Annotated in this window: 27 protein-coding genes and 2 pseudogenes; 13 read left to right on the top strand and 16 right to left on the bottom strand. The window is 75.1% G+C overall.

Annotated elements, in window-relative coordinates; all coding sequences use genetic code 11:
* Positions 1 to 271, top strand: a pseudogene (locus V6U82_RS30590) (DUF1775 domain-containing protein); the annotation flags it as partial.
* Positions 272 to 425: 154 nt separating this feature from the next.
* On the opposite strand, the gene V6U82_RS30595 reads toward V6U82_RS30590, so the two are convergent.
* Positions 426 to 1,355 carry an ADP-ribosylglycohydrolase family protein gene (locus V6U82_RS30595; RefSeq protein ID WP_334467422.1) on the bottom strand — a complete coding sequence of 310 codons (930 nt, stop codon included), beginning with the start codon at positions 1,353 to 1,355 and terminating at the stop codon, positions 426 to 428.
* Between the two features lie 73 nt (positions 1,356 to 1,428).
* Between V6U82_RS30595 and V6U82_RS30600 the strand changes: the two genes are divergently transcribed.
* The 3 genes from V6U82_RS30600 to V6U82_RS30610 all read left to right on the top strand — a co-directional run bounded on the left by V6U82_RS30600 (position 1,429) and on the right by V6U82_RS30610 (position 4,038).
* Entirely contained in the window at positions 1,429 to 2,118 is a 690-nt protein-coding gene (locus tag V6U82_RS30600) for a response regulator transcription factor (RefSeq protein ID WP_013285422.1), read from the top strand.
* A 29-nt stretch (positions 2,119 to 2,147) separates the two neighbouring features.
* A complete protein-coding gene (locus V6U82_RS30605) occupies positions 2,148 to 3,539 on the top strand; it encodes a HAMP domain-containing sensor histidine kinase (RefSeq protein WP_334467423.1) in 1,392 nt (463 codons plus the stop codon).
* A 226-nt stretch (positions 3,540 to 3,765) separates the two neighbouring features.
* Positions 3,766 to 4,038 (top strand): hypothetical protein, encoded by a 273-nt coding sequence (locus V6U82_RS30610; protein WP_334467424.1) that lies wholly within the window; start codon positions 3,766 to 3,768, stop codon positions 4,036 to 4,038.
* A gap of 24 nt (positions 4,039 to 4,062) precedes the next feature.
* On the opposite strand, the gene V6U82_RS30615 is transcribed toward V6U82_RS30610, so the two are convergent.
* The gene (locus V6U82_RS30615) at positions 4,063 to 5,082 is read right to left on the bottom strand and encodes an adenosine deaminase (protein ID WP_334467426.1); all 1,020 of its coding nucleotides are present in this window, start codon (positions 5,080 to 5,082) and stop codon (positions 4,063 to 4,065) included.
* Positions 5,079 to 5,870, bottom strand: a complete 792-nt coding sequence (locus V6U82_RS30620) for a trans-aconitate 2-methyltransferase (protein ID WP_334467427.1) — start codon at positions 5,868 to 5,870, stop codon at positions 5,079 to 5,081. Before V6U82_RS30620 ends, V6U82_RS30615 begins: the two co-directional genes overlap by 4 nt.
* A gap of 84 nt (positions 5,871 to 5,954) precedes the next feature.
* Between V6U82_RS30620 and V6U82_RS30625 the strand changes: the two genes are divergently transcribed.
* Positions 5,955 to 6,938 carry an aldo/keto reductase gene (locus V6U82_RS30625; RefSeq protein ID WP_334467428.1) on the top strand — a complete coding sequence of 328 codons (984 nt, stop codon included), beginning with the start codon at positions 5,955 to 5,957 and terminating at the stop codon, positions 6,936 to 6,938.
* 82 nt (positions 6,939 to 7,020) lie between these two features.
* Positions 7,021 to 7,212, top strand: a complete 192-nt coding sequence (locus tag V6U82_RS30630; protein ID WP_128138226.1) for a hypothetical protein — start codon at positions 7,021 to 7,023, stop codon at positions 7,210 to 7,212.
* Between the two features lie 82 nt (positions 7,213 to 7,294).
* Here the strand turns inward: V6U82_RS30630 and V6U82_RS30635 are convergent, their stop codons facing one another.
* From V6U82_RS30635 to V6U82_RS30665, 7 genes are all read right to left on the bottom strand, one after another.
* On the bottom strand, positions 7,295 to 7,498 hold the full coding sequence (locus V6U82_RS30635; protein ID WP_007075740.1) for a cold-shock protein: 204 nt from the start codon (positions 7,496 to 7,498) through the stop codon (positions 7,295 to 7,297).
* 288 nt (positions 7,499 to 7,786) lie between these two features.
* Positions 7,787 to 8,059: a DUF4235 domain-containing protein gene (locus V6U82_RS30640; RefSeq protein ID WP_128138227.1), complete on the bottom strand. Its 273-nt coding sequence runs from the start codon at positions 8,057 to 8,059 to the stop codon at positions 7,787 to 7,789.
* Positions 8,056 to 8,397 (bottom strand): DUF3618 domain-containing protein, encoded by a 342-nt coding sequence (locus V6U82_RS30645; RefSeq protein WP_128138228.1) that lies wholly within the window; start codon positions 8,395 to 8,397, stop codon positions 8,056 to 8,058. Before V6U82_RS30645 ends, V6U82_RS30640 begins: the two co-directional genes overlap by 4 nt.
* Positions 8,394 to 8,828 (bottom strand): phage holin family protein, encoded by a 435-nt coding sequence (locus V6U82_RS30650; RefSeq protein ID WP_013285414.1) that lies wholly within the window; start codon positions 8,826 to 8,828, stop codon positions 8,394 to 8,396. Before V6U82_RS30650 ends, V6U82_RS30645 begins: the two co-directional genes overlap by 4 nt.
* 240 nt (positions 8,829 to 9,068) lie before the next feature.
* Positions 9,069 to 10,265, bottom strand: a complete 1,197-nt coding sequence (locus tag V6U82_RS30655) for a mechanosensitive ion channel family protein (protein ID WP_334467431.1) — start codon at positions 10,263 to 10,265, stop codon at positions 9,069 to 9,071.
* Between the two features lie 73 nt (positions 10,266 to 10,338).
* Positions 10,339 to 11,160, bottom strand: a complete 822-nt coding sequence (locus tag V6U82_RS30660; protein ID WP_334467433.1) for a DUF1206 domain-containing protein — start codon at positions 11,158 to 11,160, stop codon at positions 10,339 to 10,341.
* Positions 11,161 to 11,225: 65 nt separating this feature from the next.
* A complete protein-coding gene (locus tag V6U82_RS30665) occupies positions 11,226 to 11,585 on the bottom strand; it encodes a hypothetical protein (RefSeq protein ID WP_334467435.1) in 360 nt (119 codons plus the stop codon).
* Between the two features lie 98 nt (positions 11,586 to 11,683).
* Here V6U82_RS30665 and V6U82_RS30670 point away from each other — a divergent pair, with 98 nt between their 5' ends.
* Entirely contained in the window at positions 11,684 to 12,910 is a 1,227-nt protein-coding gene (locus V6U82_RS30670; RefSeq protein ID WP_334467437.1) for a cysteine desulfurase-like protein, read from the top strand.
* Complete coding sequence (locus V6U82_RS30675; protein ID WP_128139292.1) at positions 12,907 to 13,194, top strand: GNAT family N-acetyltransferase; 288 nt, start codon at positions 12,907 to 12,909, stop codon at positions 13,192 to 13,194. The genes V6U82_RS30670 and V6U82_RS30675 overlap by 4 nt, the downstream gene beginning before the upstream one ends.
* Positions 13,195 to 13,239: 45 nt before the next feature.
* On the opposite strand, the gene V6U82_RS30680 is transcribed toward V6U82_RS30675, so the two are convergent.
* Complete coding sequence (locus V6U82_RS30680) at positions 13,240 to 14,739, bottom strand: glycoside hydrolase family 3 protein (protein WP_334467439.1); 1,500 nt, start codon at positions 14,737 to 14,739, stop codon at positions 13,240 to 13,242.
* Positions 14,740 to 14,878: 139 nt separating this feature from the next.
* Between V6U82_RS30680 and V6U82_RS30685 the strand changes: the two genes are divergently transcribed.
* The 5 genes from V6U82_RS30685 (at position 14,879) to V6U82_RS30705 (ending at position 19,482) form a co-directional block, all read left to right on the top strand.
* Positions 14,879 to 15,001 carry a hypothetical protein gene (locus V6U82_RS30685; protein WP_013285408.1) on the top strand — a complete coding sequence of 41 codons (123 nt, stop codon included), beginning with the start codon at positions 14,879 to 14,881 and terminating at the stop codon, positions 14,999 to 15,001.
* A gap of 115 nt (positions 15,002 to 15,116) precedes the next feature.
* On the top strand, positions 15,117 to 16,067 hold the full coding sequence (locus tag V6U82_RS30690; protein ID WP_334467440.1) for a TIGR03557 family F420-dependent LLM class oxidoreductase: 951 nt from the start codon (positions 15,117 to 15,119) through the stop codon (positions 16,065 to 16,067).
* Positions 16,068 to 16,116: 49 nt separating this feature from the next.
* Entirely contained in the window at positions 16,117 to 17,748 is a 1,632-nt protein-coding gene (locus V6U82_RS30695; RefSeq protein WP_334467442.1) for a RecQ family ATP-dependent DNA helicase, read from the top strand.
* A 63-nt stretch (positions 17,749 to 17,811) separates the two neighbouring features.
* Positions 17,812 to 18,315, top strand: a complete 504-nt coding sequence (locus tag V6U82_RS30700; RefSeq protein WP_128138311.1) for a hypothetical protein — start codon at positions 17,812 to 17,814, stop codon at positions 18,313 to 18,315.
* A gap of 123 nt (positions 18,316 to 18,438) precedes the next feature.
* Complete coding sequence (locus tag V6U82_RS30705; RefSeq protein ID WP_334467444.1) at positions 18,439 to 19,482, top strand: helix-turn-helix domain-containing protein; 1,044 nt, start codon at positions 18,439 to 18,441, stop codon at positions 19,480 to 19,482.
* A 176-nt stretch (positions 19,483 to 19,658) separates the two neighbouring features.
* On the opposite strand, the gene V6U82_RS30710 is transcribed toward V6U82_RS30705, so the two are convergent.
* The 5 genes and pseudogenes from V6U82_RS30710 to V6U82_RS30730 form a co-directional block, all read right to left on the bottom strand.
* Complete coding sequence (locus V6U82_RS30710) at positions 19,659 to 20,648, bottom strand: DNA topoisomerase IB (protein ID WP_128139269.1); 990 nt, start codon at positions 20,646 to 20,648, stop codon at positions 19,659 to 19,661.
* The gene (locus V6U82_RS30715; protein ID WP_334467446.1) at positions 20,632 to 21,591 is read right to left on the bottom strand and encodes a glycosyltransferase family 9 protein; all 960 of its coding nucleotides are present in this window, start codon (positions 21,589 to 21,591) and stop codon (positions 20,632 to 20,634) included. The genes V6U82_RS30710 and V6U82_RS30715 overlap by 17 nt, the downstream gene beginning before the upstream one ends.
* The gene (locus V6U82_RS30720) at positions 21,588 to 22,289 is read right to left on the bottom strand and encodes an SDR family oxidoreductase (protein ID WP_334467448.1); all 702 of its coding nucleotides are present in this window, start codon (positions 22,287 to 22,289) and stop codon (positions 21,588 to 21,590) included. Before V6U82_RS30720 ends, V6U82_RS30715 begins: the two co-directional genes overlap by 4 nt.
* A gap of 55 nt (positions 22,290 to 22,344) precedes the next feature.
* Positions 22,345 to 23,826: a PfkB family carbohydrate kinase gene (locus V6U82_RS30725; RefSeq protein WP_334467450.1), complete on the bottom strand. Its 1,482-nt coding sequence runs from the start codon at positions 23,824 to 23,826 to the stop codon at positions 22,345 to 22,347.
* Positions 23,823 to 24,090: pseudogene (locus V6U82_RS30730) on the bottom strand (phosphoheptose isomerase); the annotation flags it as partial. The pseudogene V6U82_RS30730 and the gene V6U82_RS30725, both read right to left, overlap by 4 nt.

A 24,090-nucleotide genomic window follows, 5' to 3' on the forward strand; every position in this document is an offset into this window, starting at 1 on the left:
CCCCGGCGCTGCCGGTGGGGCGCAGGGCGGCGCGCCGGGCGGCACGGCACCGGCCGCCGAAGCGGCGGACGACGGGCCGAGCGCGGACGTGCTGCTCGGCGGCGGCCTGCTCGCCGGGCTGGCCGGCGGCGCGGCGATCGGCTGGCTGCTCAGCCGCCGCCGGCGCGACACCATGACCCTCCCGCCCGACAGCGACGCCACCCCCGACGACAGCACGACCCCCGAAGCCGGCGAGCCCGTCACCGCCGGCGCCGTCCCCGCGCGTCCCTGACCGCCACCCCGCCACCCGACCTCCAACAAGCGGAAACACCATCCACGATGCGGGAGCACCGAAGATCTTGGTACGAAAGTGCCCCTCTGGGGGCCATTTGCTACCAAGATCTCGGACTCCTCCGCGGCGGGACGCGGGGGCGGGGGCGGATCCGTCAGGCGGCGGCGGTGAGCCAGCCGGGGAGCGGCTCGCGGGCGGTCAGCCAGCCCTCCGGCACGCCGCCCGGCGAGCCGACCCCGGTGTACGCGGCCACGATGCCGCCCACGATGGCGGCTGTGGTGTCCACGTCCCCGCCCGCCTCGACGCAGGCGCGGATCGCGGCGGGGTAGTCGTGCAGCAGCGTGGCGGCGACCCAGAGCGTGAACGGCACGGTGTCCTGCGCGGTGACCCGGGAGCCGTTGCCGAGCGCGTCGGCCGCCTCGGCGGCGGGGTGCCCGAGCAGCGCGGCGGCCCGCCGTACCCCCCGGTGCACCTCACCGGCCGGGTCGAGCGCACCGGCGACGGCGGTGAGCAGCCGGGCCGGGTCGGGGCGGCCGCCGTCGAGGCGGGCGCGGGCGGCGAGGGAGGCGGCCACCGCGACGGCCACCGCACCGGCGACGCCCTCCGGGTGGGCGTGCGTCACCTCGGCCGAGGCGCGGGCCTGCTCGGCGGCGCGCCGGGTGGAGTCGGCGTGCCAGGCGCCGAGCGGCGCGACGCGCATGGCGGCGCCGTTGCCGCAGGAGCCCTGCCCGTCGAACGCGGACGCGGCGGCCACCGGCCAGGGCGTGCCGGTACGGATGAGCCGCAGCACCGTCACCGCACCCGGTCCGTACCCCCGGTACGGACCGCAGCGCTGCGCGAACGCCAGCGCCAGCCGGTCCCGGTCGACGCGGCCGGCGGCGGCCAGCTCGGCCACCACCGAGCAGGCCATCTCGGTGTCGTCGGTCCACTCCCACGGGGGCGCGGGCAGCCGCCCGGCGGCGAGGTCGTCCGGGTGCCGACCGGGAACGAAGAACTGGGAGCCGAGGGCGTCGCCCACCGACAGGCCGGCCAGCGCGTCGCGGGCGAGCGTGAGGCGGGTGTCGGGGAAGAGCGTGAACGTCATCGCCGTCCCAGCTTGCCCGCTTCCCGGGACCGCCGCAACGCGACCGGCTTGCCACGCCGAGTACGGTGCTGACGTGGCAACCGTCCTGCTGGTCGAAGACGACCACGTCGTGCGCGGCGCCATGCTGCGGTCCCTGACCGACCGGGGGCACGCGGTGCACGCGGTCGGCACCGCGCTGGACGCGCTGCGCCGGGTCGCCGCGGAGACACCCGACCTGGTGGTGCTCGATCTCGGCCTGCCCGACCTGGACGGCTCGGACGCGCTGCGCATGCTGCGCGGCATCACCGACGTGCCGATCATCATCGCCACCGCCCGCGACGACGAGCAGTCGGTGGTGCGGCTGCTGCGCGCCGGTGCGGACGACTACATGGTCAAGCCGTTCACCGGTGCGCACCTGGACGCCCGGATCACCACCGTGCTGCGCCGGGCGGGCCGGGCCAGCCGTACCGTGGCGCCGGCCGTGCACACGGTCGGTGGCCTGCGCGTGGACGTGGGCGAGCGCAGCGCGGTGCTGGACGGGGAGGCGCTGGCCCTGACCCGCAAGGAATTCGACCTGCTGGCGTATCTCGCCGCGCGTCCCGGCCGGGTAGTGTCCCGGCGGGAACTCTTGGAGGAGGTATGGCGGCAGCCATCGGTCGGCGAGGACCAGACCATCGACGTTCACCTGTACTGGCTCCGCCGCAAAATGGGCGAGTCCGCGGCGAAACCGCGCTACCTGCGCACCGTGCGGGGGGTCGGCTTCCGGCTGGTGGCACCGGACTGAGGCTCACGCTCGCCGGGCTCACCGCCGGCTTGTGCGGCCTGATCGCGCTCGCCTTCCTCGTCCCGCTCGGGCTCACCCTCGCCGACCGGACCCGGGAGGCGGAACTGGCCGACGCCGCCCGCCGGGCCGCGCTGGTGACCGGCGCGCTGGCGGTCAGCACCGACACCGCGACGATCGAGCGGGCGGTGGCCGCCGCGGCCGGCGACGATCCGGCCAAGCGACCGGTGGTGCACGGCATCGGCGCGGACGAGTCGGCCGGCCGCGCGAACCCGCGGGTGCTCGCCGACGCCGCCGCGCAGCGGCGTTCGGTGGTGACCGAGGTGGACGGCGGGGTGCTGCGGCTGGACCCGGTGGTGCTCGGTGACCGGGTCGCCGTGGTGGAGGTCTTCGTCCCCGACGAGGTGCTCGACTCCGGCGGTGGCGGGCGGTGGCTGCTGCTGCTCGCGATCGGCCTGGCGCTGGTCGGCGCGGCGGTCGCCGTGGTCGACCGGGTGGCGGCCCGGGCCGTGGACGCCACCGGCGACCTGGTCAAGGCGGCGCTCGCGGTGGGCGACGGCGAGCTGGGGGTACGGGTCGAGCCGACCGGCCCGCGTGAGCTGGCCGAGGCCGGGCACGCGTTCAACCGGATGACGGAACGGCTGGTGGCGCTGCGCGCCGACGAGCACGAACTGGTCGCCGACCTGTCGCACCGGCTGCGTACGCCGCTGACCGCGCTGCGGCTGGACGCCGAGGCGCTGGAGTCCGACGACACGAGCATCGGCACGTTCAGCGAGGCGGAGCTGGACCGGCGGCGCGGCATCCGGCGTATCCGGCAGGCGATCGTCACGCTGGAGGGCGAGGTCGACCAGCTCATCAAGACGACCCGCAAGGCGGTCGCCCAGGAGACGGCACCGTCGTCGTGCGACGTGAGCGAGGTGGTCCGGGACCGGATGGTCTTCTGGTCGGCGCTGGCCGGGGACCAGAACCGGCCGCACCGCGTGGTCGGCGCCCAGTTGCGGATCCCGGCGCCGGTGCCCCGCGCCGAACTGGCCGCCGCGCTCGACGCGGTGATCGGCAACGTGTTCCGGTACACGCCGCAGGGCACCGCGTTCGAGGTGGCGGTGAGCCGCCGGGACGGCTGGGTCGCGCTGCGCATCGACGACGCCGGGCCGGGCATCGCCGACCCGGACCGGGCGTTGCGCCGGGGCGAGAGCGACAAGGGGTCCACCGGGCTCGGGCTGGACATCGCCAAGCGGGTCGCGTTGCAGGCGAACGGTTCGGTGAGCATCGACCGGGCCCGGCTCGGCGGGGCGAGCGTGGTGATGCTGCTGGCCGACCCGGACGCGGCGCCCCGGCCGGTGAACCGGTTCGGGCTGGTCGGGCGGATGGCCCGGGAGGCGCGCGAGCCGCGTCCCGGGCGGCGCTGGCCGCGCCCGCGCTGACCCGTGGCTGTGTACGGGCGCAAGTTCTCCTTAAAGGTGGTTTAACGACGGCCGCGAAACCGGCGTGAACTGCCAGGATCGCTGACAGAACCCATCAGTTCCGTCGGCCGGGACGCCCCGTAACACCTTTCGGCCGACGGATCGGTGCGCGCGACGGGAGTCCGGTCCCCCCACACCTCGCTCCCGTCGCGCGCGCTCTCCCGTCGCTCCGGGCGAGGTGACCGTCATGCCACCGGCCGTCAGCCGTCTGCTCCGCTGGGCCGCCGTGATCGGCCTGGGCATCGCCCTCACGCTCGCGGTCTGGCAGGACCCGGTGCTCGCGCACGGTCCCGTCCGGCCCGCGCCCGTCGCTCCCGGTCCCGCCGCCGCGCTCACCGCGCTGGCGCTGTCCGGGCTGATGCTGACCGTGCGGCGCCGGCCGCCCCGGGTGTCCCGGCGGCCGGCGCCGGTACGGCCGCTCAACGCGCCCGTACGGCGTGCACGAACGCACCGAGCGTAGCGAGGGCCGTGAGGGCATGCCCGGTCAGCCGGCAGCCAGGTACGCGTCGATCTCGGCGGTGATCCGGTCCTGCTCGGCCGGCGCCAGGAACGCCGCCGCCACCGCCTCGCGGGCCAGCGCGGCCACCCCGTCCGGGCCGAGTCGCAGCAGCCGGGCCGCCACCGCGTACTCGTCGTTGAGCGTGGTGCCGAACATCGGCGGGTCGTCGGAGTTGATGCTCACCGGCACGCCGGCCTCGACCAGCCGGGGCAGCGGGTGCGCGTCCAGGCTCGGTACGGCCCGCGTGCGCACGTTGGACGTCGGCGAGATCTCCAGCGGAATGCGCCGCTCGGCGAGGTGGGTCAGCAGCGCCGGGTCCTGCACTGCGGAGATGCCGTGGCCGATCCGCTCGGCGCCCAGCTCGCGCAGCGCGTCCCAGACCGTCTCCGGGCCGGTGGTCTCTCCGGCGTGCGGCACCGAGCGCAGCCCGGCCGCCCGGGCCTGGTCGAACCAGGGCTTGAACTGCGGCCGGGGCACCCCGATCTCGGGGCCGCCGAGGCCGAAGCTGATCAGCCCGTCGGGTCGTTCGTCGAGCGCGATCCGCAGCGTCTGCTCGGCGGCGGGCAGGCCGGCCTCGCCGGGGATGTCGAAGCACCAGCGCAGCGCGATGCCGAAGTCGGCCTCGGCGCGCTTGCGGGCGTCCTCGATCGCCTCGCAGAACGCCGGCGCCGGGATGCCGCGGTTGACGTGCGAGTAGGGCGTGACGGTCAGCTCGGCGTAGCGGACCTGCTGGCGGGCCAGTTCCCGGGCGACCTCGTGGGTGAGCAGCCAGACGTCGTCGGCGTCGCGGATCAGGTCCACCACGCTGAGGTAGACCTCGATGAAGTGGGCGAAGTCGCGGAACGCGAAGTAGTCGGCGAGCGCCTCCGGGTCGGCCGGGACGGGACTGCGCCCCTCGTGCCGGGCGGCCAGCTCGGCGACGATCCGGGGCGAGGCCGAGCCGACGTGGTGCACGTGCAGCTCCACCTTGGGCAGTCCGGCGATGAAGGTGGGCAGGTCGGTCACGAGTTCTCCTCTGCGCGGGCGCCGGTACGGGCCACCATGAAGATCCGGCGGAACGGGAAGTACACCTGACCCTGCCGCACCGGGTACGCCTGCGCGAGCCGTACCCCCAGCTCGGCGCGGAAGGCGGCCCAGCCGGCGGCGTCCAGCGCGGCGCGGACCGGGCGCAGCGCGGTGCCCTCCATCCAGGCCAGCACCGGGTGGTCGCCGCCGGTGGCGGGCAGCAGATGCACGTACGTAGTCTCCCAGGCGTCGACCGCGCAGCCCGCGTCGGTCAGCAGCGTGGCGTAGCCGACCGGCTCGTCGACGGGCGCCTCGCGCAGCTTGCCGGCGAGCGCGTCGCGCCACCGGTCCCCCGCGGCGACCGAGCGCAGCAGCCGGTGCGACGGCGCGCCGAAGTTGCCGGGCACCTGGAACGCCATCCAGGCGCCGGCCGGCAGCGCGTGCGCCCAGCGGCGGAGCAGGTCGCGGTGTTCCGGCACCCACTGGAGCACGGCGTTGCCGACCAGCACGTCCACGTCCGGCTCCGGCCGCCAGTCGCGGACGTCGCCGACCGCGTACGTGACCGGACCGCCCTCGGCGCTCGCCCGGCCGATCATCTCCGGGGAGGAGTCGAGGCCGGTGACCCGGCTGGCGGGCCAGCGTCGGGCGAGCGTGACGGTGAGGGTGCCGGGGCCGCAGCCGAGGTCGACCACGGCGCGCGGGTGTTCGGCGCCGACGCGCGCCAGCAGGTCGTGGAACGGCCGGGAGCGCTCGCCGCCGTAGCGCAGGTAGGTGCGCGGATCCCACATGACAGCCTCCAAACCGTACGTACGTCTTGTTGGACCGTACGGCCCGCCGCGCGCCACGGCAAGCCGCTCACTAGGCTCGACCGGGTGGAACAGCGCAGCTTCGACCGGCTCGGCCGGCACGTCGGCATCATCGGACTCGGCGCGTGGCAGCTCGGCGCGGACTGGGGCGAGGTCGGCGAGGACGACGCGCTCGCCGTGCTCGCCGCCGCCGTCGACGCGGGCGTCACCTTCCTGGACACCGCCGACGTGTACGGCGACGGCCGCAGCGAGGCCCTGATCGGCCGGTTCCTGCGCTCCCGCCCCGGGCACGGCCTCACCGTGGCGACCAAGATGGGCCGCCGGGTCGAGCAGACGCCGGAGGCGTACACCCTGGACAGCTTCCGGGCCTGGACCGACCGGTCCCGGGCCAACCTCGGGGTCGACACGCTCGACCTGGTGCAGCTGCACTGCCCGCCCACCGCCGTCTTCGCCGACGACCGGGTCTTCGACGCGCTGGACACGCTCGTCGACGAGGGCCGTGTGGCCGGGTACGGCGTCAGCGTGGAGACCTGCGACCAGGCGCTCACCGCCATCGCCCGGCCCGGTGTGGCCAGCGTGCAGATCATCCTCAACGCGGTCCGGCACAAGCCGCTGGAGCAGGTGCTGCCCGCCGCCGCTACCGCCGGGGTCGGGATCATCGCCCGGGTGCCCCTGGCGAGCGGCCTGCTCTCCGGCCGGTACGACGAGAACACCACGTTCCCGGCGAACGACCACCGCACGTTCAACCGGCACGGCGAGTCGTTCGACGTGGGCGAGACGTTCTCCGGCGTCGACTACGACAGCGGCCTGGCCGCGGTGCGCCGGCTCGCGCCGCTGGTCGGCGACGACCGTACGATGGCGCAGTTCGCGCTGCGGTGGATCCTCGACCAGCCCGGCGTGACTGTGGTGATCCCCGGCGCCCGCTCGCCCGAGCAGGCACGGCGCAACGCCGAGGCGGCCGGGCAGCCGGCACTGACCGAGGTGGAGCTGGCCGCGGTGCGGGCCACCTACGACGAGCTGATCCGCCCGCAGGTGCACGACCGGTGGTGAGCCGGCCGGCCGGCGCGGCGTCGCCCGGCGTCAGCGGCGGCGGGCATGCTGGAGCGGGACTGTCGTCGTCGGAGGGGGAACGATGAGGGGTTGGTTCCGGCTCACCCTGGGGCTGCTCGCCGTGGTGCTCGGTGCGCTGTGGACGGTGCTGGGCCTCGGGTACGTCGAGGGCAGCGTGATGAGCGACCAGCGGATCTGGGCGCTGGTCGGCCCGGTGCTCGTCCTGTTCGGACTGGCCGGGCTCTGGTGGGGCATGCGGGCGCGGCGCCGCTGAGGCGCCGGGCACGGTGAAGCCCCGCCTCCCGTGCGGGATGCGGGGCTTCCGGCACCGGCCGGCGCGGCCGGTGCGGTGAGACTCAGATGGGGCGGACCTGCTCGGCCTGCGGACCCTTCTGACCCTGGGCGATCTCGAACTCCACCCGCTGGTTCTCCTCCAGCGTGCGGTAGCCGCTGGTCTGGATGGCCGAGAAGTGGACGAACACGTCAGCACCCCCGCCGTCGACGGTGATGAAGCCGAAGCCCTTGTCAGCGTTGAACCACTTCACGGTTCCCTGCGCCATGTGTATCTCCTTCTAAAACTGGCGGCCGAGCACGCCGTGCGGCCGATTGGCCGTTTTCGAGCAGCGGCGCCTGAGGCGGCCCCCAATGCAGGAGACTTCTCTCAACCCACGCGTCTCTCAACAGCGTGAGACAGCAAACCACGTACGCAAAAACTTCGCACAGCCTACCGGACGAAATTCTCCGACATGTGACCTGAAGGCCGCGCGGACGGCGCCGCGCGGCCCCGCCGGAGCCATGCGAAAGGCCCCTTCCCCACGCTCGGGAAAGGGGCCTTTACGGCCTTTTCGTCAGTCCGGCCAGCGACCGGTCAACCGGCGTACGCCCACCGCCCCGCCCCGGTCGACGGCGGCCCGCACCACCGAGAAGATGGCCCCCTGCAGGGCCGCGGCGGCGAGCACCTCACCCCAGCGGCGGTCCTCGTCGGTGGCGCTCGGCGCCTCGCCGTCGCCCGCCGTCACCTTCCAGACCTGGCGGAAGATCGCCCCGGCGACGGCACCGGCGGCCAGGCCGAGCAGCACCCCCACCGGCTTGTACGCCGTCTTGCCGATCTTCCCGCTCACCTGTGCCTCCCTCGGACGATCACCAGCACCACCGCGGTCACCAGCGCGCCGGCCGCGATGGCCGCCCACGGCAACGGGTTGCGCCCGACCGCCTCACCCTTCTCGTACGCCTGCGCCCGGACCAGCCGGGCCCGCTCCGCCGCCCGCCCGCGCACCCGGGCCGCGGTGAGCGACGCCTGCTCACGCATCCGCGCCTTCGCCGCCTCGGCGGAGTGCCGCACCAGCGCCTTCGGATCGGCCCTGGCCGCGAGCAGCTCCATCGTCTCACCGAGCTCCACCCGGGTCCGGCGGATCTCCTCCCGGAGCGCCGCCACGTCCCCGGTCCCGTTACCGGTCATGCCCGCCTCCCGTCCTTCACCGCGGCGGTGACCGTGTCGACGTCCGCCCGAACGCTGCGGACCGCCGCCTGGGGCACCGGCGGGACGGCACGGCTGACCTGCTTCTTACCCACCAGCGCCAGGATCCCGGCGAGCAGGAACAGCGCCACCGCCACGATCAGGGCGGCCAGCCACGCCGGCATGACAAGCGCCAGCAGCAGGATCACGGTGGCGACCAGGGCGCCGGCGCCGTAGAGCGCCATCACCCCGCCGCCGCCGAACAGACCGATCCCGATCCCGGCGTGCTTGCCCTTCTGGGTCAGCTCCGCACGGGCCAGGGCCAGCTCGTCCCGCACCAGGCGGGTGACCTGCTCGGTGGCGCGCTGTACCAGTTCGGCGGTGGACGGCTCGCTCCCGGTCCGCGACGTGCTGCGACTCGCGACGTCAGCCATGCTGTCCTCCTTTCCTCATCACCGCGCTGTATGCCCGGAGTCGCCGCCCGTCAATCCTGCGCGGCGCGGCCGGTCCGCCCGGCCGCGTGCCGCCGGAACCCGGTGCCGGGCACCGGGTCCGGGGCGTGCGCACCACGTCCCCCGCAACCGCCCGGCCAAACCCGTCCGGCGCGAAAGCCCTCCGGACGCGGGAACCCCCGGCGCCGTGGGCGGCCGGGGGCTCCGATCGGGGTACGCCGGTCAGCGACGCGCCTCGGCGTGCTCCTCCCGGCCCACGAACGCCTCGCTGCGTGCCTCGCCGTCGTCGCTGCCGCCGAAGACCCGCGCGTCGTCGGGCGCCTCGGTGCCGAGCGGACGGCGTACCGGGCGGCGCGGCTGCATCGCCTGCCAGGGCAGCGGGCCGGTGGTGTCGCCGACCTCGGCGCGCAGCCGGGGCAGGGCGGTCGGGCGCTGGTCGCGTACCCAGGTCACCAGGTGCTCGCGGACCAGGCACCGCAGGTCCCACAGGCTGCCCGCGTCGGCGGCGCTGACCAGCGCGCGGACCTTGACCATGCCGCCGGTCGCGTCGGTCACCTGGAGCACGCAGACCCGGCCGTCCCACAGCTCGGTGCCCTCGCACAGGCGGCGCAGCTCCTCCCGCATCGCCTGCACCGGGACGGCCCAGTCCAGCTCGAACTCGGCGGTGCCGAGCACCGCCGCCTCGGTACGGGTCCAGTTCTGGAACGGCCGGCTGGTGAAGTACGAGGTGGGCAGGATCAGCCGGCGGTCGTCCCAGATCTGCACCACCACGTAGCTGAGCGTCAACTCCTCGATCCGGCCCCACTCCCCCTCGACCACCACCACGTCGTCCAGGCGCACCGCGTCGCTGAAGGCGAGCTGGAGACCGGCGAAGACGTTGGCGAGCAGGCTCTGCGCGGCGAGCGCGGCGACCGCGGCGATCACACCGGCGGAGGTCAGCACACCGGCGCCGACACCGCGTACGGCGGGGAACGTCATCAGCATCACGCCGACCGTGAGGATCACGATGACCGCGATGGTGAGCCGGCGCAGCAGCACCACCTGCGTACGCACCCGGCGGGCGTGCCTGTTGTTCGGCACGTCGACCCGGAACCGGGCCAGCGCGGTGTCCTCCGCCACCACCAGCAGCGAGGCCACCAGCCAGGCGGTGGCGGCGATCGTCGCCAGCACCAGCGTGTGCAGGACGAACTGCCGCCACGGGCTGCCGACCGCGTACGCGGTGGTGAACCGGACCGCGAACTGCACCGCGGCCACCGTGACCGCGACCTGGAACGCGCGGTGCGCGTGCTCGGTCAGCTCGGTCATCAGCAGCGAGCGGCGGCCGAGGCGGCGGGTGACCCGGTGCACCACCTGGGCCAGCACCAACGCGATCGCCGCCGCGGCGAGCGCGGCGGCGATGGTCACGACGTAACTCTGCACGAACTCTCTCTCCCTCCGACGGGCGGTCGGGCAAAGGCCCAATGGTGCCCGCCGGCCCGGGTATCGACCAGGATCAGACCTTGCGGTACCGGGACTGGAAGAAGCAGTAGACGCCGAACGCGGCGATGCCGAGCGCCATGAGCGCCAGCAGCCACGGCCCGTACGACTGGTCGCGCAGCGTCCGCAGCGCGGCGTCGAGGCCACGCGCCTTCTCCGGGTCGTAGTTCACGGCCGCGACCATGACCAGCAGGCCGGCGATGGCGAACACGGCGCCCCGGGAGGCGTACCCGGCCATGCCGAGCCGACGGGTGAGCTGCCGGGTCTTCGGGCTCATCTCGCCGGTCTTGAGGTTGCGCTCGAACTTCTTCTTCAGGCCGTAGATCACCATGCCGACGCCGAGCGCGGCGAGCGCGAGACCGGCCAGCCCGACCAGCCACCGGCCGCCGTCGGAGGCCATCAGCTTCTCGGAGAGCTGCTGCTGCTGGTCGGAGGCGTTGGAGCTGGCGTCCTGGAAGACCTTGATCGCGGTCCAGCCGAGCCAGACGAAGACGACGACCCGGACCACCGAGGCGATCCGTTCGAACAGTCGTTCCTTGCCGGTCTTGGACACGTGGCCGGAGATCGCCTCGAAGGCCTGCCAGATCGCCATGGCGAACAGGCCGACCGCCATCGCGATCAGGAGGAACTTCCCGAGCGGCTGTTCACCGAGGGTGCGCAGCGCGCCGTTCTGGTTGCCCTCCTCGCCCGACTTGCCGAAGGCGATCTGCAGCGCCAGCCAGGCGAGGAGAAGGTGCACGATTCCGTAACCGATGAAGCCGGCACGGGTCAACAGTTCGAGCCACCGGCTGTTTCGAGCCTGGGCGGCGGTGGCTCCGGCGTTCCGGGTGAGAGACATGAGCCCTCAATCTCCCGGCGGGCGATTTTCCAAACGTCGCCGCCCGCCGGGACGGCCGAAACGGATCAGGCGCCGAGGTCGCTGGCGACCCGCACCACCACCTGCTGGTCGGTGACGCTGTCCAGGCTGACCTGGAAGCCGGCGACCTCGGTGGCCTGCTGGCCCACGGTGAGCGAGAGCTGTTCTCCGGCGACCTCGACGGTGACCTGGTCGCCCTCGGCGCCGATCAGCTTCGCCTCGACGCCGAGGATGCGGGCGCTGGCCTCCACGCCGCGGTCGAAGGTGATCGTGCAGGCGTCGAGGCCGCAGTCGGTCTCGGCGCCCTCGGAGCTGCATCCGGCGAGCAGTGCGGCGCCGAGGGCGAGGCCGGCGAGCAGACCGGCGGCGCGGCGGGCGGGGGCGGAGGTGGCGCGTCGGATCGTCACCCGCCCAAGAATAGGCGGCCCGTTCCACAGCGCCCCGCGGGCGAGCGCGGGGCGGCCACGCCGGGCGGGGTGTCCGGCGTGCGCGCTAGGGTGCCGGAATGGCTTTCGACGTCGCCCGGGTCCGGGCCGCCTACCCTGCCCTGGGCGAGGGATTCGCCCATTTCGACGGCGCCGGGGGCACCCAGACCGCCGCCGCCGTCGTCGAGGCGGTGGCCGGGGCGATGCGCACCGCGACGGGCAACCGCAGCGCCGCCTTCCTGCCCGGCCGCCGGGCGCTGGATCTGGTCGCCGGGGCGCGGGCCGCTGTCGCCGACCTGCTGGGCGCGCAGCCGTCGGGCGTGGTGCTCGGGCCGAGCGCCACCGCGCTGACGTACACGCTGGCCCGGACGCTCGGCGCCGGCTGGCGTCCGGGCGACGAGGTGGTGGTCTCCCGGCTGGACCACGACGCGAACGTCCGCCCGTGGGTGCAGGCCGCGCAGGCGGCCGGCGCCACCGTGCGCTGGGCCGAGTTCGACCCGGCGACCGGTGAGCTGCCCGCAGGCCAGTACGCCGACCTGGTCACGGAACGCACCCGGCTGGTCGCGGTGACGGCCGGCAGCAACGCGATCGGCACCGTGCCGGACGTGGCGGCGATCGCCAAGACCGCGCACGCCGCCGGCGCGCTGGTGTGCGTGGACGGCGTGCACTCGGTGCCGCACGGCCCGACCGATGCGGCCTCGCTCGGCGCGGACTTCCTGGTGACGAGCGCGTACAAGTGGTCCGGGCCGCACCTGGCGGCGATGGTCGCCGACCCGGCGCGCTGGGAGGCGCTGCGCCCGGCGAAGCTGCTCCCCTCCGCCGACGGGGTGCCGGACCGGTTCGAGTACGGCACCCCGAGTTTCCCGCTGCTGGCCGGCGTGACCGCCGCGGTGGACCACCTGGCCGGCCTGGATCCAGCCGCGACCGGCGACCGGCGGGAGCGGGTACGCGCCGGCCTGGCCGCCGCGCAGGCGCACGAGGAGGCGGTCTTCGACCGGCTGCTCGCCGGGCTCGCCGACCGCCCGTTCGTGACCGTGTACGGCGCACCGGCCCGGCGCTGCCCGACGGTGTCGTTCCGGGTGGCCGGCCTGAGCCCGGCGCAGACCGCGGCGGCGCTCGGCGAGGCGGGCCTGTGCCTGTCGCACGGCGACTACTACGCCTACGAGTACTTCGAGGGCATGGGCCTGCGGAGCGGTGGCGGCGCGGTGCGGGCCAGCGTCTACCACTACAACACCGTCGACGAGGTGGACCGGCTGCTGGCCGAACTGGACCGGCTGGCCGGGCCCGGGGGGAGAATGATCCGGTGAGCTTTCTGGTCGAGGAGAACGCCGCCGAGCGCCGTTTCGAGATCCTGGTGGACGACGCGCTGGCCGGGTTCACCGCGTACACGCCCCGGGGCGAGACGCTCGTCTTCACGCACACCGAGGTCGACGACCGGTTCCAGGGTCAGGGCGTCGGCGCGGCGCTGGTCCGGGGCGCGCTGGACCAGGTCCGCGCCCGGGGCGGCCGGGTGGTGCCGCAGTGCCCGTTCGTCGCCTCGTTCATCGAGCGCCACCCGGAGTACGCCGACCTGGTGGTCGACAGGCCGTGAGGCCCGGCCCGGCCGGGGGACCTCCCCACCCGGCCGGGCCGGGAGTCAGCGCGCCCCGGTCAGCACCTCGGCGGCGGCTCGCGCCGCCGCGGCGGTGGCGCCGTGGGTGGCCAGGTGCACCGCGCCGAGGACCAGCTCGGGCACGCCCAGTTCGACCACCACCGCGTCCGGGCGGGCGGCGAGCGCCCGGCGTACCGCGTCCCGCATCCAGTCGTGGCGGTGCAGGTCGCGTACCACGAGCACCAGCGGCCGGCCGGCGGGCGTCGCGCCCGGGTCCGCCGGGACGGCGTCGGCGGCGTAGCGGGCGGTGGTGGTGCCGGGCGCCAGGTGGGCCAGCGGCGCGGCGACGCCCCAGGGCGTCTCCTCGCCGATGGCGATGTTGCGCGGGGGCGCGAACTCGACCACGTGCGCCGGACCGGCGAGCGGCAGCAGCCCGGCGTCGCCGGTGACCCGTACCGCCCGGCGGGCGGCCGCCAGCCCGATCGGTGAGCCGTCGGCGGACGGCGGACCGGCGACCCGGCGGGCACGGGCGGCGACGCTCCACGCGGCGAGCTGACCGACCCGCTTCGCCGCCTCGGCGAGTCGTTCCTCGGGCAGCTCCCCGCTGATGACCGCCGCGACGATCGCGTCGCGCAGCTCGCGGGCGTCCGCCTCGGTGGCCCGTTCCCCGCCCACGCAGATCGCGTCGGCGCCGGCCACCAGCGCGCGCACCGCGGCGCCGGTGAAGCCGTACCGGTCGGCCACCGCGCGCATCTCCACCGCGTCGGTGACCACCACGCCGCCGAAGCCCATCTCCTCCCGCAGCAGGCCGCCGAGCACGCGCGGGCTGAGCGTGGCGGGCAGTTCCGGGTCCAGCGCCGGCACCAGCAGGTGACCGGTCATGACCGCCTGCGCCCCGGCCGCCACGGCGGCGCGGAACGGGGCCAGCTCGACCGCGTCGAGGCGGGCCCGGTCGCCGCCGATGCGGGGCAGGTCGTGGTGCGAGTCGACCCGGGTGTCGCCGTGTCCGGGGAAGTGCTTGGCGCAGGCGGCGACGCCGCCGGACTGCAGGCCGCGTACCCAGGCGGCGGTGTGCCGGGCGACCAGGTCCGGGTCGGCGCCGAACGAGCGCACCCCGATGACCGGGTTGGCCGGGTTGGAGTTGACGTCGGCGTCCGGCGCGTAGTCCAGCGTCACGCCGACGGCTGCCAGTTCGGCGCCCAGGTCGCGGGCGACCTCCTCGGTCAGCGCCGGGTCGTCGATCGCGCCGAGGGCGTAGTTGCCGGGACGGGAGCTGCCCCGGGCGGACTCGATCCGGGTGACGTCGCCGGCCTCCTCGTCGATCGCCACGATGACGTCGGGCCGCTCGGCGCGCAGGTTCGCGGTGAGCGTGGCGACCTGCTCGTGGTCGACGACGTTGCGGGCGAACAGGACGACCGAGCCGAGGCCCTCGCCGAGCCAGCGGCACACCCACGGCGGCGGTGTGGTGCCGACGAACCCCGGTTGCAGGACGGCGGCGGCGAGCGCCGCCAGGTCTCCGGTCGATCCCACGGTCCGCTGGCTCATGTGCTGTCGTACCCCCGTCTCCCCCACGGACCCGCCGGGACCGGCGGGTGCTGCCATGGTCACACCGCGCAGCTAAATAGTCAACAATCCTTACTGTTAGCCGCTGGCATCCCGGGACGGCCCGTGGGAGAGTTCCCACATGTCCGCTCTGCCGCTCGCCGACGCCACCAGCGCCGCCGACATCCCCGGCGTACGCCTGCTCGGCCTGGTGGTCGGCGGCCTGTTCCTGCTGATCGCGATCCGGGCCATGTTCCGCCGCTGATCCCGCGCCCGCCCGGGTTGGAGCCCGCCGCCGGGGGTAGGGCTTGCCGTGTCCGGACACGACGGAGCCGTCCGGTCACCGGCGGAACCGCCGGTCACGGCGGAGAGGGCACACCATGAAGATCGGCTACTTCCTGTCCAGCGAGGAGTACACCCCGGCGGAGCTGCTGGCCCAGGCGCGCGGCGCCGAGCAGGCCGGCTTCGAGGCACTGTGGATCTCCGACCACTACCACCCGTGGGTCGACGCACAGGGCCAGAGCCCGTTCGTCTGGTCCACCATCGGCGCGCTCAGCCAGGTCTGCCGGCTGCCGGTGACCACGGCTGTCACCTGCCCGACCATGCGCATCCACCCGGCCGTCGTCGCGCAGGCGGCGGCCACCAGCGCGGTGCTGCACGAGGGACGGTTCGTGCTCGGCGTGGGCACCGGCGAGGCGCTCAACGAGCACATCCTCGGCGACGCCTGGCCGCAGACCGACGTGCGGCTGGAGATGCTGGAGGAGGCGGTCGAGGTGATCCGCGAGCTGTGGCGCGGCGAGTTCGTCAACCACCACGGCAGGCACTACACGGTCGAGCACGCCCGCATCTACACCCGGCCGGACACGCCCCCGCCGATCTACGTCTCCGGGTTCGGCCCGAAGTCGATCGAGCTGGCCGGCCGGATCGGCGACGGCTACGTCAGCACCATGCCCGACGCCGACATGGTGCGCCGGTTCCGCGAGTCCGGCGGCGGCGACAAGCCCTGCCAGGGCGGGTTCAAGGCGGCGTACGCCGACACCGCCGACGAGGGCGCGCGGATCGCGTACGAGCGCTGGCCGAACGCGGGCGTGCCGGGCGAGCTGTCCCAGGTACTCCCCTCCCCCCGGCACTTCGAGCAGGCCGCCGAACTGGTCCGGCCCGAGCAGGTGCGGGAGGCGTTCGTCTGCGGCCGGGACGCCGACGCCCACCTGGAGATGATCGACAGGTACGCCAAGGCCAGCTTCGACGAGGTCTACGTGGCGAACACCGGCCCGCACTGGCAGGGCCTGTTCGACCTGTACCAGCGCGAGGTCCTGCCCCGGCTCCGGTGACGGGGCGGACGGTTTCGCGCGGGATCACCGGGGGTAGCTGAGGCGCTTGATGAAACTGACCACGCACTCCTCCAGCCTGCGCCGGGCGGCGCGGAACCTGTTCGGCTGGACCGCGCTGCGGCCCAACCAGCTCGCCGCCATGCGCGCCGTGATGAAGCGCCGCGACGCCCTGGTGGTGCTGCCCACCGGCGCCGGCAAGTCGGCGATCTACCAGATCCCGGCCAGCCTGATCCCCGGCCCGACGGTGGTGATCTCCCCGCTGCTGGCGTTGCAGCAGGACCAGATCGCCGCGCTCAACGAACGGCAGCGTCCGGAGCTGCGCGCGGTGCGGATCAGCTCGGACGAGAGCGCCGCCCAGCAGGCCGAGGCGATCGAGGACATCCGCGCCGGGCGCGCGGAGTTCCTGTTCATCACGCCGGAGGCGCTGAGCAACCCGGACCGGCTCGCCGAGGTCCGCGAGCTGAAGCCGGCGCTGGTGGCGATCGACGAGGCGCACTGCATCTCGGCGTGGGGCCACGACTTCCGGCCGGACTACCTGGCGCTCGGTCACCTGATCGACGGTCTGGGCCGGCCACCCGTGGTGGCGCTCACCGCGACCGCCTCCCCGCCGGTACGCGACGACATCATCGCCCGGCTGCGGCTGCGCGAGCCGGAGGTGGTGGTCTCCGGGCTGGACCGGCCCAACCTCTTCCTGGAGGTCGCCTACTGCCCGACCGACGACTACCGGTGGCGGCGGCTCATCACGCTGCTGCGCGACGACGAGCGGCCCGGCATCATCTACGTGCCGACCCGGCGGGCGGCCGAGGAGCTGGCCGAGCGGCTCACCGACGCCGGTTTCCCGGCCGAGTTCTACCACGGCGGCATGCCCACGGCGGCCCGGCACGAGCTGCACGAGGCGTTCCTGGCCGACCGGGTGCCGATCATGGTGGCCACGTCGGCGTTCGGCATGGGCATCGACAAGCCGAACATCGCCTGGGTGGTGCACATGGCGCTGCCCGACTCGCCGGACAGCTACTTCCAGGAGATCGGCCGGGCCGGACGCGACGGCTCGCCGGCACGGGTGCTGCTGCTGTGGCGCTCCGAGGACGTCGGCCTGCAGCGCTACTTCAGCGGCGGCCTGCCGGACTCCAAGGAACTGACCGAGCTCGCCGCGGTGTTGCGCGGCAAGGCCCGCAACCGCAAGGAGCTGCGCGAGCTGACCGGCCTCGGTCCGCGCAAGCTGGGGCAGTACCTGTCCCTGCTGGAGCAGGTCGGTGCCGCCGAGCCACGCGCCAAGCAGCGCATCGGCGCTCCCCGGTACGCCCCGGCCGCCGCGGAGTCCGGCCGCGCCGCGCTGGCCGAGGCGGAACGGCAGCAGACGGTGACCCGGTCGCGAACCGACATGATGCGCGCGTTCGCCGAGACCACCGGCTGCCGGGGCCAGGCCCTGCTGGCGTACTTCGGTGAGCAGATGAACGAGGTCTGCGGGCACTGCGACAACTGCCACGCGGGCACCAGTGTGGCGGGTGACGGCGCGGTCGGGCCGTTCCCGGTGCACAGCCAGGTACGCCACCCGGAGTGGGGCGCCGGCCTGGTGCTCAGCTACGAGGAGGACCGGATGACGGTGCTCTTCGACGAGGTGGGCTACAAGACGCTGTCCGTGCGCGTGGTGTCCGAACAGGGCCTGCTGGAGCTGGACTAGCCTGACCCGGGCGCCGCGGGGGCGCCCGTCGACAACGACGACCACGGCGAAAGGGGCCTGATCGTGATCGAGCAGCCGGCGTACACCCGGTTCGGCGTCTCCGACGAGGAGTGGGGACTGCTTGTGGGGCTGCCGCAGTCGGTGCTCACCGCGGCGGCCGCCGCCGAGTCCGACGGCACCCGCCGCACCATGGCCGAGAACGCCGCCGGGCTGGAGACCATCGCCGCCGGCCGCGAGTCGGCGAGCCCGCTGGTCGCCGCCGTGGCCGGTGAGGTCGTCGACCGGGTGGGCGACCCGGAGACCGGCGCGGAGCTGCCGGTGCTCACGCCGCAGGACCCGAAGGCGGTGATCGAGGACGTGCTGGCCCGGGCCGGGCAGGCGTCCGCGCTGCTCGCCGCGCGGGTGGACGAGGGGCAGGCCGGGGCGTACCGGCACTGGCTGGTGGAGATCGCCGAGCAGGTGGTGGGCGCGGCCTCCACCGGCGGCATCCTGGGCCTCGGCGGCGACGCGGTGACCGATTCCGAGCGCCGGTTCCGGGACCGGCTGGCCCACGTGCTGAACGACTGAACGGACTACTAACAGAAGCCTCGCAGATCCGTCAATGACGGACGTCACGGCCCCACGGGTGTCTCTTTTCGGCCCCGTGGGGCGTCCTGTTTGTGCAGGGTGTGACGAGCACGGGAGTCGTTGATGGACGGGAAGCTGCACCGGCAGGTCCTCGACACGCAGGCGCTGCCGCCGCGGGAGCGCTTCGGCATGTGGCTGGACCTGATGGCGAGCATCCCGACGCCGCTGCGGGTGCACACCGCGCACGCCGACGACTTCGTCGCCCGGGCCGAGTTCGTCGACCTGGGCCCGATGCAGCTCATCCGCTACCGCTACCCGTCGGTGGACTGCGTGCGCACCTCGAAACTGATCCAGCGCTCCGACCCCGACTACTACCTGCTCGCGCTGACGCTCAGCGGCACCAGCCAGGCCGAGCAGGAGGGGCAGCGCGCCCGGTGCCGCCCCGGCGACCTGACCTTCTACGACTGCTCCCGCCCGCACGAGGTCAGTCACCACGCCGACCCCGCCGGGTCCGGGTACGCACGCTCGATCGTGGCCCTGATGCCGTACGACGCGCTGCCGTTGCCGCCCCGCCGGCTCGCTCCCCTGTTCGCCGGCCGGATGTCCGGCTCCGAGGGCGTCGGCGGGCTGGTCGCCGACTTCCTCATCCGGATCACCGCGAACCCCGAGCAGTACCACGCGGCCGACGCGGAGCGGCTCGGCGCCGTCGGTCTCGACCTGGTCGCCACGCTGCTCGGCCGCAACCTCGTCTCCGAGGACGAGATGCCCACCGAGGTCCGGCGCCGGGCCCTCCAGGCCCAGGTGCGCGCGTACGTGCGCCAGCACCTCGGCGACGCCACGCTCGATCCGGGCACGGTCGCCGGCGCGCACCACATCTCGGTGCGTTCGCTGCACCGGCTCTTCGAGGACGAGGAGACCACAGTGGCCGCGTACATCCGGGACGAGCGACTGGCCCGGTGCCGCCGCGACCTCGCCGACCCGGCGCTGAGCGACCGCCCGATCCAGGTCATCGCGGCCCGCTGGGGCTTCCGGGACAAGGCGCACTTCAGCCGGGTGTTCCGGGCGGCGCAGGGCGAGACTCCACAGGAGTACCGGGCCCGTCACCTGGAACCGGCACGGATCGTCAACAGCACGGCATCCGCCGTCAACCTGGCCCGTACATACTGAAACCCGGGCCCGTGCCGTTCGCGGTGGGCCACGGATATCGGGGGGCCGGGCGCGGCGCTCGCGGCGGTCCCGGCCGCGGGCGGCCCCGCCCGGTGGCGCCTCCCGGGACCGCACCGGCGGCCGAGATTTCCGGCCCTGCCGCGCTTCCCCCCAGGACCGGCGGGGCCGGTCGGCGGTCAGCCGGCCTCCTCCTCCAGCAGCGCCAGCACCGACTTCTCCACCGCCTCGCGCGGCATCTCCGGCTGCACCGGCGCCAGCACCCCGTCATGGTAGAGGTCGACCACGCGCGGGTCCACGTACGACGTGCGGGCCACCGTCGGGGTGTTGCCGAGCAGGTCGGCGACCGATCGCATCACCGCCGTCACGGCACGCTTGCGAGCGGTCGCGGAGCGCTGCGGACCGACCGTGGCCAGTTCGGCGGCGGCCAGCACCGTCGCGTGCCAGGTGCGGAAGTCCTTCGCCGTCATCTCCCCGCCGCTGGCGTCGCGCAGGTAGTCGTTCACCTCGTCGCTGCGCACGTCGCGCCACGCCCGGCCGTCCCAGTAGCCGAACAGCCGTTCCTGGGCGCGCCGGCGGCGGCGCAGGTTGAGCAGCACCCGGCACAGCTCGGCGTCCTCGATCCGGCGGACCTGCTCGATACCGCCCTTGGCCGGGAACTCGAACACCACGCAGCCGCCCCGGGAGCGGGCGTGCTCGGGGCGCAGCGTGGACACCCCGAACGTGGGGTCGTCGCCGGTGGCGTACTGGTCGCTGCCGACCCGGAACGCGCCCATGTCGAGCAGCCGGGCGACGGTGGCCAGCACCCGTTCCCGGCGCAGGCCGCGCAGCGACAGGTCGTGCGTGACCCGGTCGCGCAGCGCGGGCAGCCGGTGGGCCACCTCCAGCACGTGGTCGAACTTGGCCTCGTCGCGTTTGCGCCGCCAGTCCGGGTGGTAGAGGTACTGCTTGCGGCCCGCCGCGTCGATGCCGGTGGCCTGGATGTGGCCGTTCGGGTACGGCGAGATCCAGACGTCGCGCCAGGCCGGCGGGATCACCAGCTCGCGCAGCCGGGCGAGTTCCCCGGCGTCGCGGACCGGCTCGCCGGCCGGGTCAAGGAACAGCCAGCCCTTGCCACGCCGCCGGCGCGCGTACCCCGGCCGGCCCGGATCGCTACGCCGCAACCGCACCGGAGACCCGTTCCACGTCGGCCACCGCAGCCACCACCTCGTCGATCCCGATGGCATTCAATGTCGGGTGGGTTCCTACCCCGCCCGACCCGGTCGAATCCCGGTTGACGGGCGTGTGCTCGATCGCACCGAGCGCCCGGTGCCGGGGCCGGTCCGGCGGTGGGCCCCAGTGCGCGGCCGGCACCGGACCGAACAGCACCACCGACGCGGTGCCGTAGCCGGTGGCGAGGTGGGCCACGCCGGTGTCGCCGCTGACCACCAGCCGGGCGCCCGCGACGAGCGCGGCCAGCTCGGCCAGTCCGGTCCGGCCGGCCAGCACCGCCTCCGGCGGCAGCCCGGCGTCGCGGGCGACCCGCTCGGCCAGCGCCCGTTCGTCCGGCGAGCCGGTGACCGCCACCCGGTGCCCGCGCGACGCCAGCTCCCGGGCCAGCCCGGCGAACCGGTCCGCCGGCCAGCGCTTCGCCGGGATCTTGCCGCCCGGATGCAGCAGCGTCACCCCGGCCGGTACGCCGTCGACCGCCGGACGCCGCAGCGCCAGGTCCCCCGGGTCGGCCGGCAGCCCGTACGCGTGCAGCAGCCGGCACCAGCGGCGGACCTCGTGTTCGTCGTCGTCCCAGACCGGGCCGTCCGGGTGGCCGGCGTCCGGGTTGCGGTGGGCGAGCAGCCGGCCGGGGCGGACGGCGGCCAGCGCCCGGTGCGACCGCGGCCCGCGGCCGTGCAGGTTGACCGCCACCTCGGGGGGCGGGCCGGTCCACGCGACCCGGTCCGGCCCGGTGGTGGGCAGCACCCGGTCGACCGCCCCGGTCAGCTCCGCCAGCGGCGTCAGCCAGGCCGGGGCGGCGAGCACCAGCTCCCGGCCCGGCAGGCCGGCGCGCAGGCCGCGCAGCGCCGGCACGGCGGTGGCCAGGTCGCCGACCCCGAGCGCCCGCAGCACCAGGATCACGGGTACGAGGACTCCTGCGCGGCGCAGACCACCATCTCGCGTACCGCGCAGCCGGCCGGCTGGGACAGCGCGAACATGACCGCGGCGGCGGTGTCGGCCGGCTCGTTGAGGATCGCGTCGGGGCCGGGGCGGTACTGCGCGTCCCGCTCGTCGAAGAACGCGGTCCGCATCCCGCCCGGGATCAGCAGCGTCACGCCCACCGTGCCGGCCAGTTCGGCGGCGAGCGCCCGGGTGAAGCCGACCACCCCGAACTTCGCCGCGCAGTACGCCGTCGCGTCGCTCACCGCCTTCACCCCGAGCGTGGAGGCCACCGTGACGATGCTGCCCCGGGACGCCTCCAGCCAGGGCAGCGCGGCCCGGATCACCGCGGCGGTGGCGAGCAGGTCGACGGTGACGATCCGCTCCCAGGTCTCCGCCGGGATGTCGGCCAGTTTCCCGGGGACGTCCATCCCGGCGGCGGTGACCACGGCGTCCAGCCCGCCGGAGCGTTCCACGAGGTCGCGGGTGGCGGCCTCGGCGGCGCGGGTGTCGGCCAGGTCGCACTCGGCCCAGGGCACCCCGTCGGCGGGGCGCTGCCGGTCCAGCACCAGCGGGCGTCCGCCGGCGCGGGCCACCGCCGCGACCACCGCCGCGCCGAGCCCGCTGGAGCCGCCGGTGACCAGGACGGTCGGCCCGGCTCCGGGCGCGCCGGCGCTCACGCCGCCACCGCCGGACCGGCTGGCGTGACCGCTCCGGACCCGATGCGTCGCTCGTTCATCGTGCTCCCTTCGCCGTGGACCGGACCTGCGCGACGGCACCGGCCGGGCCGGCCGGCCAGCCGCCGCTGCCCCGCCCGGCCCGCGCCGCCGCGATCATGTCGGTGGTCGAGCGCCCGTCGAGGTACGGCACGACCACCGTGTGACCGCCCCAGCGGGCCAGGATCTCCGTCTCGGGCAGCGTCTCCGGGCCGCCGCCGCTGGCGTAGTCGCCGCCCTTGACCCAGATGTCCGGCCGCAGCCAGGACAGCGCCGCCTCCGGGGTCGGCTCGTCGAAGATCATGACGGCGTCGACGCAGCCGAGCGCGGCGAGCAGCCGTCCCCGGTCACCCTGCGGCACGACCGGACGCTCGGGGCCCTTCAGTCCGGCCACGCTGGCGTCGGAGTTGAGGCAGACCACCAGGCAGTCGCCGAGTTGCCGGGCCGCCTGGAGCGTCGCCACGTGCCCGGCGTGCAGCAGGTCGAAGCAGCCGCCGGTGGCCACCACCGTGCCGCCGGCCGCGCGTACCCGGGCCACCACCTCGCCGGCCGCCCCGGCGCCGACCCGGTCCCCGCCGCCGGTGACCACCGCCGGTGCCACCGCCCGCACCGGCGCGGGCAGCGCGGCGGCCACGCCGCCCCCGGCCACGTACGCCGACGCCTCGGCGACCGCCTCCTGCACCGCCTCGGACACGAGCGCGCCCCGGGCCAGCGCCAGCGTCGCGGTGGACGCGAACCGGTCACCCGCGCCGCAGGTGTCCCCCTCGGCGGGCGGCGCCGGCACCACCAGGGGCGTGGAGCCGGCGTGGCTGAGCAGCGCGCCGTCGCCGCCGAGCGTCACCGCCACCGCGCGCGCCTGCCAGCGGCGGCGCAACGCGTGCGCGCTGCGGGACGCGACGGCCAGACGGGAGCCGCCCGGCGGCGTCTTGGCCAGCTCGCGGGCCTCCGGCTCGTTCGGGGTGGCCAGGTGCACCCCGGGTACGGCGGCGGGCCCGCGCGGATGCGGATCCCAGACCACCGGCGCCCGGGTGGCGGCCAGCGCGGCGCGCAGCGCCGGATGCCCCGCCACGCCCCGCCCGTAGTCGCTGACCAGAACGGCGGACGCGTCGGCGAGCAGCCGCAGCACGGCGTCGCTGGGCTGCCCCGGCGCACCGGCGCTCCCGCCCCGGTCGTGGCGCAGCAGCACCCGGCCGCGCGCCCGCAGCCGGATCTTCTCCGGGGTGGCTCCGGCGAGCGGCAGCGCGTACAACCGGACCCCGGCGGCGGCGAGCAGTGTGCCCAGCCGCGCCCCGCCCGCGTCGTCGGCCACGGCGGTGACCAGCGCGACCTCGGCGCCCTGCGCCGCGGCGAAGACGGCGGCCAGGCCGGCGCCGCCGGGCCGGTCGACGGATACGGTCTCGTCCAGCACCGGCACCGGGGAGTCCGGGCAGAGCCGGTTCACCAGACCTTCGACGTCGCGGTCCAGCAGCGTGTCACCGAGCACCACCACCGGTCCCCTCATGCCGCGCCTCCCCGGCCGGCCGGCGCCGTCGGGTCCGGCTCGCCGACGACGACCTCGACACCGGCGCGTACCGGCCCGGCCGGGGTCTGGGCGGCCAGCGCGGCGGGCAGCGCCAGTTCGACGTACTCGCAGAGCACGTGCGAGGCCACCAGGTGCAGTTCCTGCACCACCTGCCCGTCCGGCGAGTCGATCGCCAGGTGCTCGTGGCAGAGGTCGGCGAGGGGGTTGGGTGCGGGTCCGGTGAAGGCCCAGCAGCGCAGGCCG

It is taken from the genome of Micromonospora sp. CPCC 205554, from assembly GCF_036902745.1.
Classification (GTDB): domain Bacteria; phylum Actinomycetota; class Actinomycetes; order Mycobacteriales; family Micromonosporaceae; genus Micromonospora; species Micromonospora tulbaghiae.

Bases quoted from the DNA above. Each gene is read 5' to 3' on its own strand.
- V6U82_RS30595 (WP_334467422.1), bottom strand. From the start codon at position 1,355: ATGACGTTCACGCTCTTCCCCGACACCCGCCTCACGCTCGCCCGCGAC.
- V6U82_RS30610 (WP_334467424.1), top strand. From the start codon at position 3,766: ATGCCACCGGCCGTCAGCCGTCTGCTCCGCTGGGCCGCCGTGATCGGC.
- V6U82_RS30620 (WP_334467427.1), bottom strand. From the start codon at position 5,870: ATGTGGGATCCGCGCACCTACCTGCGCTACGGCGGCGAGCGCTCCCGG.
- V6U82_RS30630 (WP_128138226.1), top strand. From the start codon at position 7,021: ATGAGGGGTTGGTTCCGGCTCACCCTGGGGCTGCTCGCCGTGGTGCTC.
- V6U82_RS30635 (WP_007075740.1), bottom strand. From the start codon at position 7,498: ATGGCGCAGGGAACCGTGAAGTGGTTCAACGCTGACAAGGGCTTCGGC.
- V6U82_RS30645 (WP_128138228.1), bottom strand. From the start codon at position 8,397: ATGACCGGTAACGGGACCGGGGACGTGGCGGCGCTCCGGGAGGAGATC.
- V6U82_RS30650 (WP_013285414.1), bottom strand. From the start codon at position 8,828: ATGGCTGACGTCGCGAGTCGCAGCACGTCGCGGACCGGGAGCGAGCCG.
- V6U82_RS30660 (WP_334467433.1), bottom strand. From the start codon at position 11,160: ATGTCTCTCACCCGGAACGCCGGAGCCACCGCCGCCCAGGCTCGAAAC.
- V6U82_RS30670 (WP_334467437.1), top strand. From the start codon at position 11,684: ATGGCTTTCGACGTCGCCCGGGTCCGGGCCGCCTACCCTGCCCTGGGC.
- V6U82_RS30680 (WP_334467439.1), bottom strand. From the start codon at position 14,739: ATGAGCCAGCGGACCGTGGGATCGACCGGAGACCTGGCGGCGCTCGCC.
- V6U82_RS30685 (WP_013285408.1), top strand. From the start codon at position 14,879: ATGTCCGCTCTGCCGCTCGCCGACGCCACCAGCGCCGCCGACATCCCC.
- V6U82_RS30690 (WP_334467440.1), top strand. From the start codon at position 15,117: ATGAAGATCGGCTACTTCCTGTCCAGCGAGGAGTACACCCCGGCGGAG.
- V6U82_RS30695 (WP_334467442.1), top strand. From the start codon at position 16,117: ATGAAACTGACCACGCACTCCTCCAGCCTGCGCCGGGCGGCGCGGAAC.
- V6U82_RS30705 (WP_334467444.1), top strand. From the start codon at position 18,439: ATGGACGGGAAGCTGCACCGGCAGGTCCTCGACACGCAGGCGCTGCCG.
- V6U82_RS30725 (WP_334467450.1), bottom strand. From the start codon at position 23,826: ATGAGGGGACCGGTGGTGGTGCTCGGTGACACGCTGCTGGACCGCGAC.